Origin of the sequence: Agrococcus phoenicis, assembly GCF_047302415.1 — a bacterium.
Taxonomy (GTDB): Bacteria; Actinomycetota; Actinomycetes; order Actinomycetales; family Microbacteriaceae; genus Agrococcus.
The window spans coordinates 1,787,336-1,804,160 of sequence record NZ_CP154854.1; the positions used below are offsets into that span (position 1 = coordinate 1,787,336).

General features: G+C 73.2%; 17 protein-coding genes and 1 tRNA gene. 10 read left to right on the forward strand and 8 right to left on the reverse strand.

What is annotated here, in order from left to right:
* Window positions 1–17: 17 nt before the first annotated feature.
* The 3 genes from AA0Z99_RS08540 to AA0Z99_RS08550 all read left to right on the forward strand — a co-directional run bounded on the left by AA0Z99_RS08540 (window position 18) and on the right by AA0Z99_RS08550 (window position 2,375).
* On the forward strand, window positions 18–1,562 hold the full coding sequence (locus AA0Z99_RS08540; RefSeq protein WP_413316674.1) for a hypothetical protein: 1,545 nt from the start codon (window positions 18–20) through the stop codon (window positions 1,560–1,562).
* Between the two features lie 88 nt (window positions 1,563–1,650).
* Entirely contained in the window at window positions 1,651–2,082 is a 432-nt protein-coding gene (locus AA0Z99_RS08545) for a hypothetical protein (RefSeq protein ID WP_413316675.1), read from the forward strand.
* Window positions 2,079–2,375: a transcriptional regulator gene (locus tag AA0Z99_RS08550; protein ID WP_413316676.1), complete on the forward strand. Its 297-nt coding sequence runs from the start codon at window positions 2,079–2,081 to the stop codon at window positions 2,373–2,375. The genes AA0Z99_RS08545 and AA0Z99_RS08550 overlap by 4 nt, the downstream gene beginning before the upstream one ends.
* Window positions 2,376–2,443: 68 nt before the next feature.
* Here the strand turns inward: AA0Z99_RS08550 and AA0Z99_RS08555 are convergent, their stop codons facing one another.
* A complete protein-coding gene (locus AA0Z99_RS08555) occupies window positions 2,444–2,647 on the reverse strand; it encodes a hypothetical protein (protein ID WP_413316677.1) in 204 nt (67 codons plus the stop codon).
* Window positions 2,648–2,759: 112 nt separating this feature from the next.
* Between AA0Z99_RS08555 and AA0Z99_RS08560 the strand changes: the two genes are divergently transcribed.
* On the forward strand, window positions 2,760–3,368 hold the full coding sequence (locus AA0Z99_RS08560; protein WP_413316678.1) for an NADPH-dependent FMN reductase: 609 nt from the start codon (window positions 2,760–2,762) through the stop codon (window positions 3,366–3,368).
* 162 nt (window positions 3,369–3,530) lie between these two features.
* A complete protein-coding gene (locus AA0Z99_RS08565; protein ID WP_413316679.1) occupies window positions 3,531–4,742 on the forward strand; it encodes a cysteine desulfurase-like protein in 1,212 nt (403 codons plus the stop codon).
* A gap of 13 nt (window positions 4,743–4,755) precedes the next feature.
* Here the strand turns inward: AA0Z99_RS08565 and AA0Z99_RS08570 are convergent, their stop codons facing one another.
* Together AA0Z99_RS08570 and AA0Z99_RS08575 are read right to left on the reverse strand one after the other, a co-directional pair.
* Window positions 4,756–5,286: a hypothetical protein gene (locus AA0Z99_RS08570; RefSeq protein ID WP_413316680.1), complete on the reverse strand. Its 531-nt coding sequence runs from the start codon at window positions 5,284–5,286 to the stop codon at window positions 4,756–4,758.
* A 148-nt stretch (window positions 5,287–5,434) separates the two neighbouring features.
* Window positions 5,435–6,550, reverse strand: a complete 1,116-nt coding sequence (locus AA0Z99_RS08575; protein WP_413316681.1) for a hypothetical protein — start codon at window positions 6,548–6,550, stop codon at window positions 5,435–5,437.
* A gap of 87 nt (window positions 6,551–6,637) precedes the next feature.
* Between AA0Z99_RS08575 and cydC the strand changes: the two genes are divergently transcribed.
* A complete protein-coding gene (cydC, locus tag AA0Z99_RS08580) occupies window positions 6,638–10,258 on the forward strand; it encodes a thiol reductant ABC exporter subunit CydC (protein ID WP_413316682.1) in 3,621 nt (1,206 codons plus the stop codon).
* A gap of 91 nt (window positions 10,259–10,349) precedes the next feature.
* Here the strand turns inward: cydC and AA0Z99_RS08585 are convergent, their stop codons facing one another.
* Window positions 10,350–11,249 (reverse strand): M56 family metallopeptidase, encoded by a 900-nt coding sequence (locus tag AA0Z99_RS08585; protein ID WP_413316683.1) that lies wholly within the window; start codon window positions 11,247–11,249, stop codon window positions 10,350–10,352.
* 7 nt (window positions 11,250–11,256) lie between these two features.
* Window positions 11,257–11,613: a BlaI/MecI/CopY family transcriptional regulator gene (locus tag AA0Z99_RS08590; RefSeq protein WP_413316684.1), complete on the reverse strand. Its 357-nt coding sequence runs from the start codon at window positions 11,611–11,613 to the stop codon at window positions 11,257–11,259.
* A 259-nt stretch (window positions 11,614–11,872) separates the two neighbouring features.
* On the opposite strand from AA0Z99_RS08590, the gene AA0Z99_RS08595 reads away from it, so the two are divergent.
* Both AA0Z99_RS08595 and cydB read left to right on the forward strand, forming a co-directional pair.
* Window positions 11,873–13,498 carry a cytochrome ubiquinol oxidase subunit I gene (locus tag AA0Z99_RS08595; protein ID WP_413316685.1) on the forward strand — a complete coding sequence of 542 codons (1,626 nt, stop codon included), beginning with the start codon at window positions 11,873–11,875 and terminating at the stop codon, window positions 13,496–13,498.
* A 20-nt stretch (window positions 13,499–13,518) separates the two neighbouring features.
* Window positions 13,519–14,577: a cytochrome d ubiquinol oxidase subunit II gene (gene cydB, locus AA0Z99_RS08600; protein ID WP_413316686.1), complete on the forward strand. Its 1,059-nt coding sequence runs from the start codon at window positions 13,519–13,521 to the stop codon at window positions 14,575–14,577.
* Window positions 14,578–14,625: 48 nt separating this feature from the next.
* On the opposite strand, the gene AA0Z99_RS08605 is transcribed toward cydB, so the two are convergent.
* Window positions 14,626–14,835 carry a DUF2945 domain-containing protein gene (locus AA0Z99_RS08605; protein ID WP_413316687.1) on the reverse strand — a complete coding sequence of 70 codons (210 nt, stop codon included), beginning with the start codon at window positions 14,833–14,835 and terminating at the stop codon, window positions 14,626–14,628.
* Window positions 14,836–14,851: 16 nt separating this feature from the next.
* Complete coding sequence (locus AA0Z99_RS08610) at window positions 14,852–15,514, reverse strand: hypothetical protein (protein ID WP_413316688.1); 663 nt, start codon at window positions 15,512–15,514, stop codon at window positions 14,852–14,854.
* A gap of 86 nt (window positions 15,515–15,600) precedes the next feature.
* Here AA0Z99_RS08610 and AA0Z99_RS08615 point away from each other — a divergent pair, with 86 nt between their 5' ends.
* Window positions 15,601–15,897, forward strand: coding sequence for a Dabb family protein (locus AA0Z99_RS08615; protein ID WP_413316689.1), 297 nt, complete (start codon window positions 15,601–15,603; stop codon window positions 15,895–15,897).
* Between the two features lie 73 nt (window positions 15,898–15,970).
* Window positions 15,971–16,702 (forward strand): VOC family protein, encoded by a 732-nt coding sequence (locus AA0Z99_RS08620; RefSeq protein ID WP_413316690.1) that lies wholly within the window; start codon window positions 15,971–15,973, stop codon window positions 16,700–16,702.
* Window positions 16,703–16,738: 36 nt separating this feature from the next.
* On the opposite strand, the gene AA0Z99_RS08625 is transcribed toward AA0Z99_RS08620, so the two are convergent.
* Window positions 16,739–16,814: transfer RNA gene (locus AA0Z99_RS08625), tRNA-Ala, on the reverse strand.
* Window positions 16,815–16,825: the final 11 nt, after the last annotated feature.

Consider the following 16,825-nt stretch of genomic DNA (forward strand, 5'->3'; position numbering starts at 1 on the left):
ACTCCCGGGAGCCCGCCATGCTCGACGCCCTGCTCGGCAAGCGCCGCGAGCACCGGCGACGGCAGGCGCTCGCCGACCTCCGTCGCCGTGAGCAGCAGCTGCGCCCCGGCTACAAGGTGTGGGGCTACGCGAACACCTTCGCCAAGGGCTTCGTCGTCACCGACGGCCCCACGCCCTTCGCGCCGCGCGAGGGCTGGGATCACCTGACCGTCGGCCGCTGGCACGTGCGCCTCGACCCGGTGCTCGAGCGCCAGGCGGCGCGCTCCGCGGTGGCCGAGGTGCTCGTGCTCGGCCAGGCCTTCGACGACGCCGGCCCGAAGCGGCGCGACCGCGTCGCCGAGCGCATCCTGCAGGCGCTGTCTCGCCAGACGGGGCATGCGGCGCAGACGGATGCGCTCGACGAGTCGATCGCGTGGGTCTCCGGCAGGTACGTGGTGCTGGTCGCCCGCGGCGAGCGGCTCGACGTCTACGGCGATCCGCTCGCCTCGCGCTCCGCCTTCTTCCACCGCGGCACCGGCGGCGTCGCGATCGCCTCGCACACCGAGATCCTGTCGCAGCTCGCCGGCGGGCTGGGCAGCTCGCGCAAGCGCTGGGTCGCCGCGCACCCCGACTACGAGGATCCCGCGGGCAGGTGGCTGCCGGGCCTCATCACCGGCCACGACGACGTCGGCCAGGTCTTCGCGAACGCGCGCCTCAGCATCCGCGGCACCGATGCGCGGCACGAGCGCTTCTGGCCCCGCGCAGACCGCGTCGAGCTGCCCGCGCGCGAGGCCGCCGAGGCCTTCCGCGACGAGCTCGGGCAGCAGGTGCGCAACTGGATCTCGGTCGCGGACGTCACCGTGCTCACGCTCACCGCCGGGCGCGACTCGCGCGCGGTGCTCCAGGCGGGCCTTGCCGACCTGCGGGAGGCCGACGCCGTCGCGCTGACCTATCACCCCCTGCATCGCCCCGAGAAGTCGACGCGCACCGACCTGCTGACCGCCGATCGCATCGCGGTCACCGCCGGCCTGCGGCACCTCACCCTCGACGTGCCGCAGCTGTCGCCGACGTCGCAGTTCGCGAAGCTGTACCGCACCACCTTCCCGACCTGGCAGCGGTACGCGAACCTCGCGAACGCCTTGTACCTCGCCGCGCCGGCGAAGGCCGCGACGATCTTCGGCGTCGGCGGGGCGATCATCACCGGCATGTATCGCACCACCGACGACCGCGACCTCCGGCCCGAGCTGCTGGCGAGCAAGTTCACCTCCTCCGCCTTCCAGCACGACCCGGCGCTCATCGCCGAGCTGGGGCGCTGGATGGAGTTCTGCGACTTCTCGGTCGAGGCGCTGCGGGGGTACGACTTCTACGACCTCTTCCACTGGGAGCACCGGATGTCGAAGTGGGGCGCCGCGGGCTACTCGGAGTACGACCTCGCGACCACACCCGCGCCGGTGCTGTCGTCGCGCCGGTTGCTGGTCGCTGCGCTGTCGCTGCCGAAGCAGCAGCGCGTGGACGCGCTCGTCTACCGCTTCATCGCGGAGGGCGATGCCGCGCTGAGCGAGCCGGAGCAGGCGGAGGCGTAGCTGCCGGAGGTACCGCGCGCCGAGCCCACGCAGCGCCGCCTCGCAGAAGTAGTTGCCCGGCCGGAAACGATCGGTTATCGTTTCCACCATGGAAACCATCGAGCAGACACCTGACCGTGGGGATGCCGCCGCCAGCCTCGCCGCGGTCGCCGCTGCCGAGCGTGCCGTGCGCGACCGCCCCTGGCCGCTCTGGCTCTACCCCGCCAACGCGCTGCTGCTGGGCGGGGTGGCGATCGCCGGCCTCATCCCCTCGTCCATGATCGGCGCGATCGTCGTGGTCGCGCTCGCGAGCGCCATGGCAGCGCTCAACTACGGGGCGGGCCGCCGCATGGGCACGCCGTTCGCCATCCCGACCAGCCGCGGATTCCGCATCCTCGTCGCGGCATCCGGGGCCTTCGTGCTGCTGGCCATGCTCGCGCGCGCGGCCGAGCTGCCCTGGGCGATCATCGCCTGCACCGTCGGGGCGATCGTCGCCTACGCCCTCGCCTCCGTGCTGCACCTGCGGAGCACTCGCCGGTGACCGCGCAGCTCGATCCCGTCATCCACCCGACGCACCGGCTGCGCATCTGCGCGATGCTCGACGCCGGCGCGACGGTCGAGCTGGCCGTCGTCAAGGATGCGGTGGGCATCAGCGCCTCCGCGCTCAGCAAGCAGGTCGCGGCGCTCGTCGAGGCGGGCTACGTCGCGCAGGAGCGCGCGGCGCGCGACTCCCGCCGCATCTGGCTCACGCTGACGCCGGCGGGCAAGCGGGCCTACCGCGGCCACGTGGAGGCCCTGCAGGAGATCGTCGCCGGGGTCGCGCAGCCCTCCTGACGCGGGCGGGGCCGTCGAGGCGACGCGACTGCTGCGCACCCTCGCCCGGAGGACCCCGCACCTCCCGTTCATGCGGCGTGGGGGCGCCGCGACCCTGTCGGGGCGTGTGCCGCCGGACGCGCGGCCGCCGTCGGCGTCTCCCGCCACATCATGTCGCAGCGGTGGCAGTGCAGGAGCCCGTCCCAGGCGCGGACGCGCGGCGCTCGCAGCTCGCACAGCGGGCACTCCGCCACCTGGTACTCGACTCCGTTGTCGAGCGTGTAGATCGTCATGCGCTCATCATGATCCGCCTCCCTTGCAATCCGCTTGCGACACACTCCACACCTGTGGAGAATCGGCGTCGGCGGTCACGGGGCGTCCAGGTCACGGGTGCATGCTGGCGCCATGGCTGACACCTACCACCACGAACCCCCGTACACGATCGGCGTGATCTGTGGCAGCATCGCGGCCTCGTCGATCAACCGCCGCCTCGCGAACGCCCTCATGAAGCTGGCGCCCGACAGCCTCGAGCTCAGCTTCATCGAGATCGACACCCTCGGGCTGTACGACCGCGATCGCGACGACGACTACCCGCCCGAGGCGGTGGCGCTCAAGCAGGCGATCACCGACGCGGACGGCATCCTGATCGTCACCCCCGAGTACAACCGCTCGATCCCCGGCGCGCTGAAGAACGCGATCGACTGGGCCTCGCGGCCCTACGGCGAGAACGCCCTGAGCCACAAGCCGGTCGGCATCATCGGCACCTCGCCCGGGGCGATCGGCACCGCCGTCGCGCAGCAGCACCTGAAGTCGATCATGTCGTTCTGCAACGCCCCGATCATGAACGAGATCGAGGCCTACATCCAGTTCACCGACGACCTGCTCGACGACGACGACGCCGTCGCCGACGAGTCGTCGAAGGAGTTCCTCTCCACCTGGATGCAGACGTACGACGAGTTCGTGCGCCGGGTGCTCACCGTCATCCCGAAGCCCGACGGCTCCACCGCGGCCTAGCGGCCCGCGCCCGCGCCGACGCCACAAGTCGGCGCGGGCGCACTCGCGCGCAGCGCGCATCGCGCTCGCCCGGGATGCCACGCACCTCCGGGATCACACCGTCGAGGTGAGAGAGTGGCAGCACCCGGCTCGATCCGAGCGAGCCGCCGCCGAAGGAGCACCGTGAGCCTCGATACCGCGAGCCTCGATGTCGCAGCGCTGCGCGCCCAGTTCCCGTCGCTCGAGTCAGGGCTCGCGCACTTCGACGGACCGGGCGGCACGCAGACGCCGGCTGTCGTCGGCGAGGCGATCGCCCGCACGATCACCGCACCGCTCTCCAACCGCGGCACCGTCGCGCGCAGCGAGCGCAACGCCGACGCGGCCGTCGCCGCGTTCCGCAGCGCCTACGCCGACCTGCTCGGGGCCGACCCCGACGGCATCGTCTACGGCCGCAGCGCCACCCAGCTCATCTACGACCTCTCCCGCACGCTCTCGAAGACCTGGACAGCGGGCGACGAGGTCGTCGTGTCGCAGCTCGACCACGACTCGAACGTGCGCCCCTGGATCCAGGCGGCCGAGCGCGTCGGCGCCGTCGTGCGATGGCTGCCGCTCGACCCCGCCAGCGGCGACCTCGACCTCGGCTCCCTCGACGAGCTGGTCAACGACCGCACGCGCCTCGTGGCCGTCACGGCCGCATCCAACCTGATCGGCACCATGCCGCCGGTCGCGCGCATCGCCGCCCGCGCGCACCAGGTCGGCGCACTCGTCTTCGTCGACGCCGTGCACTTCGCGGCGCACGCGAGCGTCGACATGGCCTCGCTCGGCGCCGACCTGCTGGTGTGCTCGCCCTACAAGCTGTACGGGCCGCACTGCGCCGCCCTCGCCGCAGCGCCGGCGCTGCTCGAGACGCTCGAGCCCGACAAGCTGCTGCCGTCGTCGAACGCCGTGCCCGAGCGCTTCGAGCTGGGCACGCTGCCCTACGAGCTCATGGCAGGCGCCGCGGCAGCGGTCGACTTCATCGCGAGCCTCGGCGAGGGCACCACCCGCCGCGAGCGCCTCGTCGCGGCCAACGAGGCGATCGAGCGGCACGAGCTGCGCCTGCGCGGTCGCGTGGAGGAGGGGCTGGCAGGCTTCGGCGACCGGGTCGCGCTGCACTCCGTCGCGCGCGACCGCACCTCGACCCTCTTCTTCACCTTCGCCGACCGCGATCCCTTCGACGGCTACCGCTTCCTCGCCGAGCGCGACGTCGTGGCCCCCGCCGGCAGCTTCTACGCCCTCGAGCCCTTCGCGGCGCTGCGGCTCGACGTGGACGCGGGCATGCGCGTGGGCCTCGTGCCCTACAACGACGACGCCGAGATCGACCGGCTGCTGAGGGGCCTGGCCGACTTCCTATGAGGCGCGACCCGCGCTAGCGCACGCCGTGCACGCGCTCGGTGGTGCCCTGCGCGCCCGCCTCGACGTCGGCGAGCTCGCCCTCGAGCGCATCGAGCAGCAGGTCCACGATCCGATCCCCGATCGTCGCTGCGGGCGTCGCCACGGCGTCGATGATCTTGCCGAGGATCCGCTCGACGGCATCGACGCCCTCGTCGAGCACCTGCACGGTGGCAGCGGCGCCGTCGGCCGTGATCGTCACGACCACGTTGCCCGGCAGCGCGTCGTCGCGGTAGACGTTCCGGGCGGCATCCGCTCGCAGATCGATGACGATGCCGGGCTGCGCCTCGCGCCACCAGCGATGCAGCAGCTTCGCGAGCGCCAGCACGCCGCCGACGATCAGCAGCGTCTCGGCGATGAACGCCTGGTTCGGTCGGCCCCTGCCGCCGGCCAGCGTGGTGATCACCACCTCGTCGGGTGCGAGCGCTCCGGCGCCCTCGAGCTCTCGGCGCGCGTCGTGCACCGCGCCGTACTCGGCGTCGTCGAGGGTCAGCCTGATCCGCTCCATGGGGCTCAGCCTCACCGGTGCGCACCGCGAGCGCAACGCAGGATCCCGTCAGGAAACGTGCAGGGCCTCGGCTCCACGTCGCGCACGGACGCGCGTCGTCTGCGCGGCGCGCGGGCTCCGGCGGCTCAGGGCGACGACCAGGTCTGCATCATCGCGTGCGCGTGATCGCGCGAGCCACTCGCGCGGCGCGCCGGCCGGCGGGTGTGCGCCGGAAGCGCCGCCAGGCACCGACGCTCGCGGCCTCCCGCGCCAGCATCGCATCCACGATCGCCGCGCCGACATCGACGGGCGCACCGTAGCCCGGCACGTGGTGGATCGACAGGTTCGCGCCCGTGTTCGCCTCCAGCACCACCGCGCCGTCGGCCGACTCGAGGGCCGGGAGCATGAGGTCGATCCCCGACACGCCCATGCCGGGGATGCTCGCAGCGGCGCGCACAGCGAGGCGCAGCGCGTCGGGGTGGACGCGCTGGGTGACGTCGATGTGCTCACCGCCCTGCGAGAGGTTCGCGGCGCCGTTGACGGTGACGATCTCGCCCTCGCGCGGCACCGTCTCGAGCGAGCGCCCGCGCTGGGCCAGCCACGCGGCATCCGGCTGGATCGGCAGCCGCGCGAGGTAGCGGTGGCGCTTGCGGATCTCGCCCTTCGCCTCGACGAGGCGGGTGATCGAGCTCGCGCCGTCCCCGACGACGAACGCCGGGATGCGCGAGGCCGTGGCGACCGCGCGGCCCTCCACCACGAGCACGCGCACGTCGACCCCCTCGACCTGCTCCTCGACGACCACACCGATGCTCTCCTTCGACGCGGCCGCGGCACGCCAGGCCTGCGCGAAGGCCGCCTCGCTGCGGACGCCGACAGCGACGGCCTCGCCACCGCGGCCCCCATCCGGCTTCACGACGAGCGGCCCACTCGCGGAACGCAGGTGCTGGAGCGCCCGGTCGTACGCGTCGCGCGCGAAGCGCTCCCCGCGCGGCACCGGGATCCCGTGCTGCAGGAACAGCAGCTTCGACACGTGCTTCGAGTTCGACGCCGAGATCGCAGTGGTGCTCACGAGCGACGTCGCCATGTTCTTGATGCCGCCCACCACGCCGTGCGGCCCGAAGAAGTAGCAGTGCTGCTGCCCGACCTGCTCGACGCGCAAGCCTCGCGCCCTCGCCGCGGCCACGATGTACGCCGCGTGGCTGCCCGGGTCGTCCGTGGCGTTGAGCGCCAGACCGCTCGCGACGTGCTCCCGGATGAAGCGCTCCACAGGGTCGGGGGCTGTCATGGCCGTCATCGTATCCGCGCGCATCCGCCCCCGATGGCAGAGTCCGAGCGATGGGTGGCGCATAGCGGCGAATGAGACGATGGATGCGTGCCGCGCCCCGGATCCGAGACACCTGTCGAGCACGGCGCGGCGCAGCCGCCGAGCCGCGACCCGTGGGTGATCGAGGCGCAGCGCGCCGCGTCGACGCCGGGCTTCCGGCGGCCGACGCTCGGGCCGGTGCCGCGGATCCGCACCTACCTGCTGGGCCTGCTCGCAGCCCTGCGCGCCGCCGGGCTCGTGCTGATCGCGGAGGCGATCGCGCGCGGCATCGCGGGCCTGGCCGCGGCGGATGCGGGCGGCGTGGGTCTCAGCGCCGAGGCGCTGCGCGTCGTGCTGATCGTCGGGATCGCCGGCGCGCTGCTGCGATCCGGCGCCGAGTGGGGCACCTCCGTGCTGGCGCGCCGCATCGCCACCGACGTCAAGCGGGGCATCCGCGGTCAGCTCTGGCAGCAGATCGCGACGGGCGACCGGGCGGGAGGGCCCGCGAGCAGCGGACGCGGCGCCGCAGCGGCAGCCGGAGCCGACGGCGCCTCCCGCGTCGCGACCGGGACCGCGGGAGGCGGCACCGCGGTGCTCGCCACCGACGGGCTCGACGACCTCGACGACTACTACGTGCAGACGATCCCGGCCGTCATCGCGGCGGCGGTCGTGCCGATGCTGGTGGGCATCCGCATCCTCGGCGCCGACTGGGTCAGCGCCCTCATCATCGTGCTCACCGTGCCGCTCATCCCGTTCTTCATGGTGCTGATCGGCAAGCACACCCAGCAGCGCACCGATGAGGCGCTCGGCGCCCTCACCCGGCTCGCCGACCACCTCGCCGAGCTCGCCCGCGGGCTCCCCGTGCTCGTCGGGCTCGGCCGCGTCGACGAGCAGGCGTCAGCGCTCGAGCAGCTGCAGCGCGGCTACCGCGAGCGCACGCAGCAGACGCTGCGCTGGGCCTTCCTGTCGGCGCTGGCGCTCGAGCTGATCGCGACGATCTCGGTGGCGATCGTGGCGGTCTTCCTCGGGCTGCGGCTCCTGAGCGGCACGATGACGCTGGAGCCGGCGCTGCTCGCCCTGATCCTGGCGCCCGAGGCGTTCAACGCGCTGCGCCAGGTCGGCACCGCCTTCCACGCCTCGCAGGACGGCCTGGCCGCCCTCGACCGGTCGCAGGCCATCATCGATCGGCCGGCCCGCGTCGACGTGCGCGCCGACCCGTCCGTCGAGGAGCCCGCCCACCCGCTGGTCGAGGAGCCCGCCGCGGGCGCGCGTCGCGAGACCACCGGCACCCCCACGACGCGACCCGTCATCCGCCTCCGCGCCCTCAGCGTCCGCTACCCCGGCCGCGACGGCCCTGCCCTCACCCCGGTGACGGCCACCCTGGCCGGCATCGTCTCGATCGCCGGGCCCTCCGGCGCGGGCAAGTCGACGCTGCTCGCCGCCCTCACGGGAGCCCTCCCCGACGACGCCGAGATCGACGGGCGCATCACGGGCGTGCAGCCGGATGCGGTGGCCTGGGCCCCGCAGGCACCGCGCGCGTTCGCGACGACGCCGCGCGCCGAGCTGGTCCTCTCCGGCGCCGACCCGGTCGCGGCGCTCGACGAGCTGGGGCTCGGTCGCGTCGCCGACAGCGCCGTCGCCGAGCTGAGCCCGGGCGAGCTGCGGCGGCTCGCCGTGGCACGGGCGCTCGCTCGCGTGGATGCCGGCGCGACGCTGCTCGTGCTGGACGAGCCGACCGCGCACCTGGATCGCGCCTCCGCCGACCTGGTGCGCGCCGCGATCGCGCGCCGCGCCGGGCGCGCCGTCGTCGTGCTGGCGAGCCACGAGCCCGAGACGACGGCCCTCGCGACCGCGACCGTTCCTGTCGCTGCGCCCGACACCGCGCCGCCGATCGAGGAGCCCGACGCCGGAGACGCGGCCCGTCGCGAGCCCCTGCCGCTCGAACCGCGGGCCACCGCATCCAGCTCGCCGGTCGACGAGAGCCCCGAGGGCATCGGCACGCGTCGAGCGACCGCGGCCCCCGGCATCCCCGGCACCTCCGGCCCGAACGCCCCGCTGCGCCTCCGCACGCTCATCGCCCCGCACCTCCCGCGCTGGCTCGCCTCCGTCTCGATCGCGGCGATCGACGTCTCGATGGGCCTCGCGCTCACCGCAGTCTCGGGCTGGCTGATCGTGCGGGCGACCATCGAGGAGCACATCATGGTGCTGATGGTCGCGATCGTCGGGGTGCGGGCGTTCGGGATCTTCCGCTCGGTGGGCCGCTACGCCGACCGGCTCCTCACGCACGACGCCGCGTTCACCGTGGTCGACGCGCTGCGGCTGCGGCTGTGGCGCTCGATCGCCGCGCGCGGAGCCGGCTCGCGCCGACTGCTCGAGGGCGGAGCGCCGCTCGACTACCTCGTGACGCTCGCCGACGAGCTGCGCGACCAGCTGCCGCGCGTGGTGCCGCCGATCGCGGTCGGGGTCGTCGTGATCGCCGGTGCCGTCGTGACGACCGGCTTCGTCGCACCGCAGCTCACGCTGCTGGTCGCGCTCGTGCTCGTGCTCGCCACCGCCATCGCGGCAGCGCTCGCGATCGCGGCCGAGCGCGGCGCTGCCGCCGAGCGCATCGGCGCGCGCTCCGAGCTCGTGCGCGGCAGCTCGGCGCTCGCCGCAGCGGCCGCGGATCTGCGCGGCAACGGCATCGCCGACGCCGCGCTCGCGCAGCTCGACGACGTCGCCGAGCGGCTCGCGAGCGCCGAGCGCCGAGCCGCGTGGGCTGCGGGCCTCGGCTCGGCCGTCGTCACCGGCGCCGTCACGACGCTCGCCGTGCTCGTGCCCGTGCTCGGCGGATCGCTGTCGCCCGGGCTCTCGGGCGAGGGCGCGGCGGTCATCGCGCTCCTCTCGCTCGCCCTCCTCGAGCCGCTCACGGACCTCGTCGCAGCCGTGCACCGCATCCCCGCGATGCGCGCCGTGCTCGCGCGGCTGGGCCCCATCCTGCGCCCCGCCCCGACGCCGACGTGGGGCCAGGGGGCACCCGCGTCCACGGTCACGCGGGTCGAGCTCGACGAGGTCGCGGTGCGCTACCCCGGCATGCCGACGCCGGCTGTCGAGGGAGTCTCCGGCACCGCCTCCTCGCGGCGCTGGCTCGTGCTCGAGGGGCCGTCCGGCTCGGGCAAGTCCACGCTGCTCTCCGCCGTGATGGGAGCGCTGCCGGTCGACACCGGCGAGGTGCGAGCGGGCGACGACCGGGCGACCACGCCCCTCAGCGAGCTCGACGAGCGGGCCTGGCGCTCGCGCGTCGCGTGGTGTCCGCAGGATGCCTACGTCTTCGACTCGACGCTCCGCGGCAACCTGCAGCTCGCCCGCGCGCGCGACGACGCCGCCGATGACGCCGAGCTGCGCGCGGCGCTCGAGCGGGCCGGCCTCGGCCCGCTGCTGCAGACGCTCGACGACGGGCTCGGCACCCGCGTCGGCGCGGGCGGCTCCGCGCTCTCCGGCGGAGAGCGCCAGCGTCTCGCCGTCGCACGCGCCCTGCTCACCCGCGCCGATCTGATCCTGCTCGACGAGCCGACGGCGCACCTCGACGCGCCCACCGCATCCGCCATGATGGCCGACGTGCGCGCGGCGACCGCCGACCGCGTGGTGCTGCTCGTCTCGCACCGGGCCGACGACCGCCGCCCGGCGGATGCGGTGGTGCGGCTGCGCTGACCGCCCGGCCCCGACGCTCGACCGGCCAGGCAGCACGCCGAGCCGCGACAGCGCTCCGAGCACCGCCCAGCGGGTCGAGGGTCTCGCGCGCCTACGCCACGAGCCGGCGGAACCGGTCGCTGCCGCGGCTCGAGCCCGCCGCATCGCGCTCCGCCCCGGGCACGCCGCTCGCGCCGACCTGCAGGATCGCTCGCGCGAGCACCTCGTCGCGCACCTCGCGCCGGGCGTGGTCGTCGGCCAGCATCTCGACGAGCGCAGCGACCTCGGCATCCGCGAGCGCCGCGACCGGGAACCACGGCAGCGCCGACCGCCACGCCCGGAACGCCAGCAGCAGGATGTCGTGACGCTGCTCGACGTGCGCGCGCTCGTGGGCGATCACCGCGACCAGCTCGTCGGCGTCGAGCCGGTCGAGCAACCCCTGCGACAGCACCGTCACCGAGCCGGCCCCGCGCGGCAGGCAGTAGGCGACCGGCACCGCGTCGTCGAGCACCCGCGTGCGGGCCCTGGTCGGATGGGGCGCGCTCAGCAGGTCGAGCAGGCTCAGGTGGCGATGGCGCTGCCGCGTGACCTGCACGATCGTGATCCCGAGGTGCGTCAGCAGGTAGGCGGCGAAGAGCACCGCCGGCAGCAGCACGACCCACGGATGCGCGAGCTCCGGCGGCAGCGCCGGCGCGGCAGCGAGGCCGGTGAGGGCGAGCGCCCCGATCATCGCGAAGCCACCGGCGAGGCCGACGCCCTGCCACACCAGGAGCGCGAGCACGGGCGACCGCATCGGCCACTCGGCGCGCGAGAGCCGCACGGGGACGGGCCACGCGAGCAGCAGCGAGGCGAGCCACAGGAGCCCGGCGGCCCAGACGAGCGCCGCGTGCGGGATGACGAGAGCGCCGTCGAGCACGGGAGCCGTCGCGAGCCTGAGCGCACCATCGGGCGTCGGAGCGGCCATCAGCCCGAGCGCGCCCCCGGCCCCGAGCGCCGTCGCCCCGAGCACCATGCCCGGCTCAGCTCCCGTCGCGCAGCAGCGAGCGCAGCAGCTCGGCGTCCTCGCTCGAGACGCTGCCGACGAAGCGCTCGAGCACCGCGGTGCGGTCGCGCGACTCCCCGAGCACCGAGTGCATGAGCTCGGCGACGTGGTCGGCGCGCGAGCCGACCGCCGTGTAGCGGTAGGGCCGCACCGAGCGATCCGAGGCGACGAAGCCCTTCTTCTCCAGGCGCGACAGCACGGTGAGCAGCGTCGTCGCGGCGAGCGCGCGCCCGCTGGCCTCGAGCTGCTCCTGCACGTCGTAGGCGGTCAGCTGCGCCGGCGCATCCCACACGGCGTCCATCACCGTGCGCTCCAGCTCGCCGAGCGTTCCCATGTCTCTCCCTGCTTCCGTTCTGCAGGCGGTCTCTGACCGCCGGGGGAAGAACTCCCTCGGCGCGGCCGGATCACCTGCAGAGCGTCCGTCGCTCGTGATCGCGCGCGTCCTGCGCCACCCATCCGCTCGCCATTCTACGCCACGTCAAATTTCTTCGACAGGGTGTCGAACTAGTTCTACATGACGTAGAATCGAGACAGGCGGAGACCCCGCCAGGAGCCCTCCCCGGAGCGCTCGCCCGCTGCGAAGGAGTGCCCGCGTGGAAGTCCTCGACATCGCCAGGTGGCAGTTCGGCATCACGACCGTCTACCACTTCATGCTCGTGCCGCTCACGCTCGGCCTCGGCATGGTGATCGCCATCATGCAGACCATCTGGGTGCGCACGGGGGACGAGCGGTTCCTGCGCATGGTGAAGTTCTGGGGCAAGCTCTTCCTGATCAACTTCATCCTCGGCGTCGCCACCGGCCTCGTGCAGGAGTTCCAGTTCGGGATGGCGTGGAGCGAGTACTCCCGCTTCGTCGGCGACGTCTTCGGTGCCCCGCTCGCGCTCGAGGGGCTGCTGGCCTTCTTCGCCGAGTCGACCTTCATCGGCATCTGGATCTTCGGCTGGGGCCGCCTGCGCAAGGGCCTGCACCTGGCCGCCCTCTGGTGCGCGGTGATCGGCTCGTGGTTCTCGGCGTACTTCATCATCGTCGCCAACTCGTGGATGCAGCACCCCGTCGGCGTCGAGCTCGGCCCCGACGGGCGCCCCGTCATGACCGACGTCTGGGCGGTGCTCACCAACAACACGGCGCTCGCCGCGTTCACGCACACCATCTTCGGCGCCCTCATCGTCGCCGGCATGTTCCTCATCGGCATCAGCTGGTACCACCTGTGGCGGCGGCGCCACGACGCGATCGACACGACGGATGCCTCGGGACGCGTCATCGTCGGCGAGGCACCGAGCGTCGTCGGTCGCGACCGCACCGACCACGGCGTGTGGCTGTGGTCCCTCCGCTTCGGCGCCGTGCTCGGCATCGTCGCCTTCGGCGGGCTCACGCTCACCGGCGACTGGCAGGGCAAGCTCATGTACGAGCAGCAGCCGATGAAGATGGCCTCTGCGGAAGCCGCATGCCACACCGGCTCGGCGTTCTCGATCCTGTCGCTCGGCGACCCGGGGGCGACGGACTGCTCGCAGGTCGTGACGCTCATCGAGGTGCCGGGGCTGCTCGGGTTCCTCGGCACCGGCGAGTGGGGCGCCGACATGCCCGGCATCTCCGACCTCGAGCCGATCTACCAGGATCAGTACGGCGAGACGATCCCCGACGAAGCGCTCTACGGCTCCTTCGCCGGCAGCGAGGTGCAGTACGTGCCGCCGATGTGGGTGACGTACTGGGGCTTCCGCCTGATGATCGGCCTGGGCGGCATCACCGCCTTCGGCGCCGTCGTGGCGCTGTGGCTGACCCGCAAGGGCACGGTGCCGTCGTCGCACTGGATCATGCGGCTCGCGATCCTCGGCATCCTCGCCCCCTTCGCCGGCAACATCGCCGGTTGGATCTTCACCGAGATCGGCCGCCAGCCCTTCGTGGTCGCTCCGAACCCCGACCCCTCCGGCATCGACGGCGTCTTCATGTTCACCGCGGCCGCCGTCTCCCCCGGCGTCACGGTGGGCGAGCTGCTCTTCTCCGTCATCACCCTCACCGCGATCTACGCGGCGCTGCTGGTGGTCGAGCTGACGCTGCTCGTGAAGTACGTGCGCGGCGGCGTCGCGAGCGCGATGCCGGAGCTCGATCCCGCGCACGGCCACGGGCGCGGGCACGACGACGATCCCGATGACCCCGACGCATCCGACGACCCTGACGGCCGCAGCGGCCGCCGCGACGACGTGCTGTCGTTCGCCTACTAGCCCGCGGAGGAGGAGCACCCATGGAACCGCTCGCCATCACCTGGTTCGTGCTGATCGCCGTGCTGTGGATCGGCTACCTGCTGCTCGAGGGCTTCGACCTCGGGGTCGGCATGCGGATGCTGTTCGCCAGCCGGGACGAGCGCGAGCGCCGCGTCATGCTCAACACGATCGGGCCCGTCTGGGACGGCAACGAGGTGTGGCTGATCACCGCGGGCGCCGGCACCTTCGCGGCGTTCCCCGAGTGGTACGCCTCGCTGTTCTCCACCCTCTACGTGCCGCTGACGATCGCGCTCGTCGGCCTCATCATCCGCGCGGTCGCCATCGAGTGGCGCGGCAAGGTGCACACGCAGCGCTGGCGCTCGCTCTGGACGGCGTGCATCGGCATCGGCTCGCTCATCGCCGCGTCTTGCGTCGGCGCGATGCTCGCGCTCACCTCCCTCGGCCTACCGATCGACGGCAACGGCGACCGCGTCGGCGGGCCCTTCGCGTGGGTCGGCGCACCCGCGCTCATCGGCGGGCTCGCCGTCGTGGGCTTCGCGCTCGCGCACTCGGCGACGTTCCTGGCGCTGAAGGCCGACGGCCAGGTGCGGGAGCGCTCGGCGCGCTTCGCCGCGACGTGGGCGCCGCTGTGCCTGGCGCCCGCGGCGATCTGGGCGGTCTGGGTGCAGCTCGAGCACGGCGGCACCGCCTTCTCCTGGGCGCTCGTGCTGCTCGCGGTCGCCGGCGCCGTCTTCGGCTTCGCGCACGCGCGCCGTCGCAGGGAGGGGCTCGCGTTCATCGGCTACGCCGCGTTCGGCCTGTTCGGCAGCGGCGCGGTCTTCGCGGGCATGTTCCCGCGGCTGCTGCCCTCGACCGTCGACCCGGCCTTCGACCTCACGCTCATGAACGCAGCGAACAGCCCGTACACGCTGGGCGTGATGACGATCGTGGTGGCCGTGAGCCTGCCGATCATCCTCGCCTACCAGGCGTGGAGCTACTGGATCTTCCGCAAGCGCGTGACGCCCGGCATGATCCCCGACGCGCACATCGTGCTGCCGGCGATCCTGCGGGACAAGGACGCGGAGGCGACGCGGGCCTGAGGCGGCTGCGGCAGGATCCGGCGCTCGCTCGCTGCTCCCCGCGCCCGCTCAGCGCTTGCGCAGCGCCGAGCCCTTGTGCGCGGCCTTCGCATCGGTCTTGTCGCTCTGCACCTCGTACTGCGGCTCGTCGGCGCTCGCGCGGCGCGTGCGCCCCAGGAACTCGAAGTCGCTCGTGTGCACCTTCGTCACCTCGCCGGAGACGCGGCCTGCCTCCGAGTTCCAGCTGACCTTGTCGCCCACCTCGTATCGATCGCTCATGCGGCCATCCTGCCCGCTACTCCTCGCCGTCGAACAGTCCTCCGTCGAGCAGCCAGTGGTAGCGCAGTCGCAGCGCGCGCTCCGAGCTCGCCACGAGCGCGCCGACGACGAGCGACACGTTGGCCCACGCCGGCAGCTGCAGCGGGCTCTCGAAGGTGCCGATGCGCTCGGCGATCGGCGGGATGCTCGTGACCTGCTCGATGATCTGCGGCACGCCGAGCACGAGGGAGACGAGCAGCACGAGCACCGAGACGGCCCCGATGGCGCGGCTGAGCCCAGGGCGCGTGCGGTGCAGTCGCAGTCGCCGCCCCTCGGCTGTCGCCGGATCGGGCGTCAGCTGTCGGGCGTTGCCGGCCTCGTCCACGAAGTGGCAGCGCCGCATGCCGTAGCCGCTGGCGGCGACCTCGATCGCACCGCCCGGCACCGGGAAGGCGGCGGGCAGCTTCGAGACCGCCTGGTTGACGCCCTCGCGGTAGAGCTTGGCCGCGACGTCGCCGTCCTTGTCGCCCCAGAGCGCCACGTCGACGCTCCAGGTCTCGACCGCCCCGGACTCCCCGCGCATCCGCGCGTGGAAGAGCGTGCGCGAGAGCAGCTGCCACCACCGGAAGGGCTTCAGCTGGTGGCCGTCGCCGGGCTTCACCCGTCGTTCGGCGCGGCGTCGCTTGCGGTTGGCGCTCATCGGGTGCGTCTCCTGCATCGGCGTCGGTGGACGGGGCCAGGCTACCGAGCGCGCTCGCCGCGAGCCTGCGTGGATAGCCTGAGCCCATGATCCGTCACACCGTCGCCTTCACCCTCGCCCACGCGCCCGGCTCCGACGAGGAGCGAGGCTTCCTGACCGCGGGCCCCGCGGTGCTCCGGGCGATCCCGGGCGTCGAGGAGTTCACCGTCAGCCGGCAGACGAGCGAGAAGAGCGGCTACGCCTTCCAGTTCGCGATGACCTTCGCCGACGAGGCCGCCTACGCGGCGTACGACGCGCATCCGCACCACCAGGAGTTCGTCGCCACCCGCTGGGCGAACGAGGTCGTCGCGTTCGAGGAGCTCGACCTCACGCCCTACCCCTGAGCGCGGCATCCGCTGAGCTCTTCCCTCAGCGCCCGTCGCGTGGGAGCGTTGCGGCGACGAGAGGTCGCCGCACATGGAGATGCTGTCAGGCACGAAGATCGCAGACGCTGCACTCACCGACTGGCGCAAGCTGGCGCAGGGGCTCCACGCGCGCTACCGGGTGCGCGACTTCGGTGCTGCTGCGCGGTTCGTCGCGGCGATCGGCGACGCGGGCGATGCGCTGGGTCGGCACCCGATCGTGGCGATCGGTCCCGGCTACGTCGACCTGAAGCTGATCAGCGACGACGCCGTCTACCGCGAGTCGGCGGAGGTCGAGCACGTGGTCTCGTGGGTGACGCAGCTCGATCTCGATGCCGCTGCGCGCATCACCGAGCTCGCTCGCGAGCTCGGGCTCGATGCCGACCCCGGGGCCGTGAGCGTCATGGAGCTCGGGCTCGACACGACGCGGTCAGCGGTCATCGCGCCTGTCTGGGCTGCGCTGCTGACGGGCGATCCCGCATCGCAGGGGCACGGCTCGCCGAGCGACGAGATCCGGGACGCGTCGGGGCGCGTGCCGAACCTGTGGTTCGGAGATGCGGCGGAGACGGCGGATGCGGCGCGCAGCGCGGATGCGGCGGCGCAGCAGCGCTTCCACGTCGAGGTCTACGTCGCCGCGGAGGTCGCGCCTGAGCGGATCGCTGCGGCGCTGGCCGCCGGCGGCACGGTCGTGGACGACAGCCAGGCGCCGGCGCTGACGGTGATCGCCGATCAGGACGGCAACCGGGCGGTCGTGTGCGTCGACACGTCGGCGGTCACGGAGGCCTGAACGCGCGAAGAGCCCCGCCGAAGCGGGGCTCTTCCATGGTGGACCCGGGGGGAATCGAACCCCCGACCTTCTCATTGCGAACGAGACGCGCTACCAACTGCGCCACGGGCCCGGACCGGATGA

What these genes read in the sequence shown, in the direction of transcription:
- AA0Z99_RS08560 (WP_413316678.1), top strand. Translation starts at nt 2,760, where the DNA reads ATGGCTGACACCTACCACCACGAACCCCCGTACACGATCGGCGTGATC.
- AA0Z99_RS08620 (WP_413316690.1), top strand. Translation starts at nt 15,971, where the DNA reads ATGGAGATGCTGTCAGGCACGAAGATCGCAGACGCTGCACTCACCGAC.
- AA0Z99_RS08605 (WP_413316687.1), bottom strand. Translation starts at nt 14,835, where the DNA reads ATGAGCGATCGATACGAGGTGGGCGACAAGGTCAGCTGGAACTCGGAG.
- AA0Z99_RS08615 (WP_413316689.1), top strand. Translation starts at nt 15,601, where the DNA reads ATGATCCGTCACACCGTCGCCTTCACCCTCGCCCACGCGCCCGGCTCC.
- AA0Z99_RS08540 (WP_413316674.1), top strand. Translation starts at nt 18, where the DNA reads ATGCTCGACGCCCTGCTCGGCAAGCGCCGCGAGCACCGGCGACGGCAG.
- AA0Z99_RS08610 (WP_413316688.1), bottom strand. Translation starts at nt 15,514, where the DNA reads ATGAGCGCCAACCGCAAGCGACGCCGCGCCGAACGACGGGTGAAGCCC.
- AA0Z99_RS08545 (WP_413316675.1), top strand. Translation starts at nt 1,651, where the DNA reads ATGGAAACCATCGAGCAGACACCTGACCGTGGGGATGCCGCCGCCAGC.
- AA0Z99_RS08555 (WP_413316677.1), bottom strand. Translation starts at nt 2,647, where the DNA reads ATGACGATCTACACGCTCGACAACGGAGTCGAGTACCAGGTGGCGGAG.
- AA0Z99_RS08590 (WP_413316684.1), bottom strand. Translation starts at nt 11,613, where the DNA reads ATGGGAACGCTCGGCGAGCTGGAGCGCACGGTGATGGACGCCGTGTGG.
- cydB (WP_413316686.1), top strand. Translation starts at nt 13,519, where the DNA reads ATGGAACCGCTCGCCATCACCTGGTTCGTGCTGATCGCCGTGCTGTGG.
- AA0Z99_RS08570 (WP_413316680.1), bottom strand. Translation starts at nt 5,286, where the DNA reads ATGGAGCGGATCAGGCTGACCCTCGACGACGCCGAGTACGGCGCGGTG.
- AA0Z99_RS08575 (WP_413316681.1), bottom strand. Translation starts at nt 6,550, where the DNA reads ATGACAGCCCCCGACCCTGTGGAGCGCTTCATCCGGGAGCACGTCGCG.
- AA0Z99_RS08585 (WP_413316683.1), bottom strand. Translation starts at nt 11,249, where the DNA reads ATGGTGCTCGGGGCGACGGCGCTCGGGGCCGGGGGCGCGCTCGGGCTG.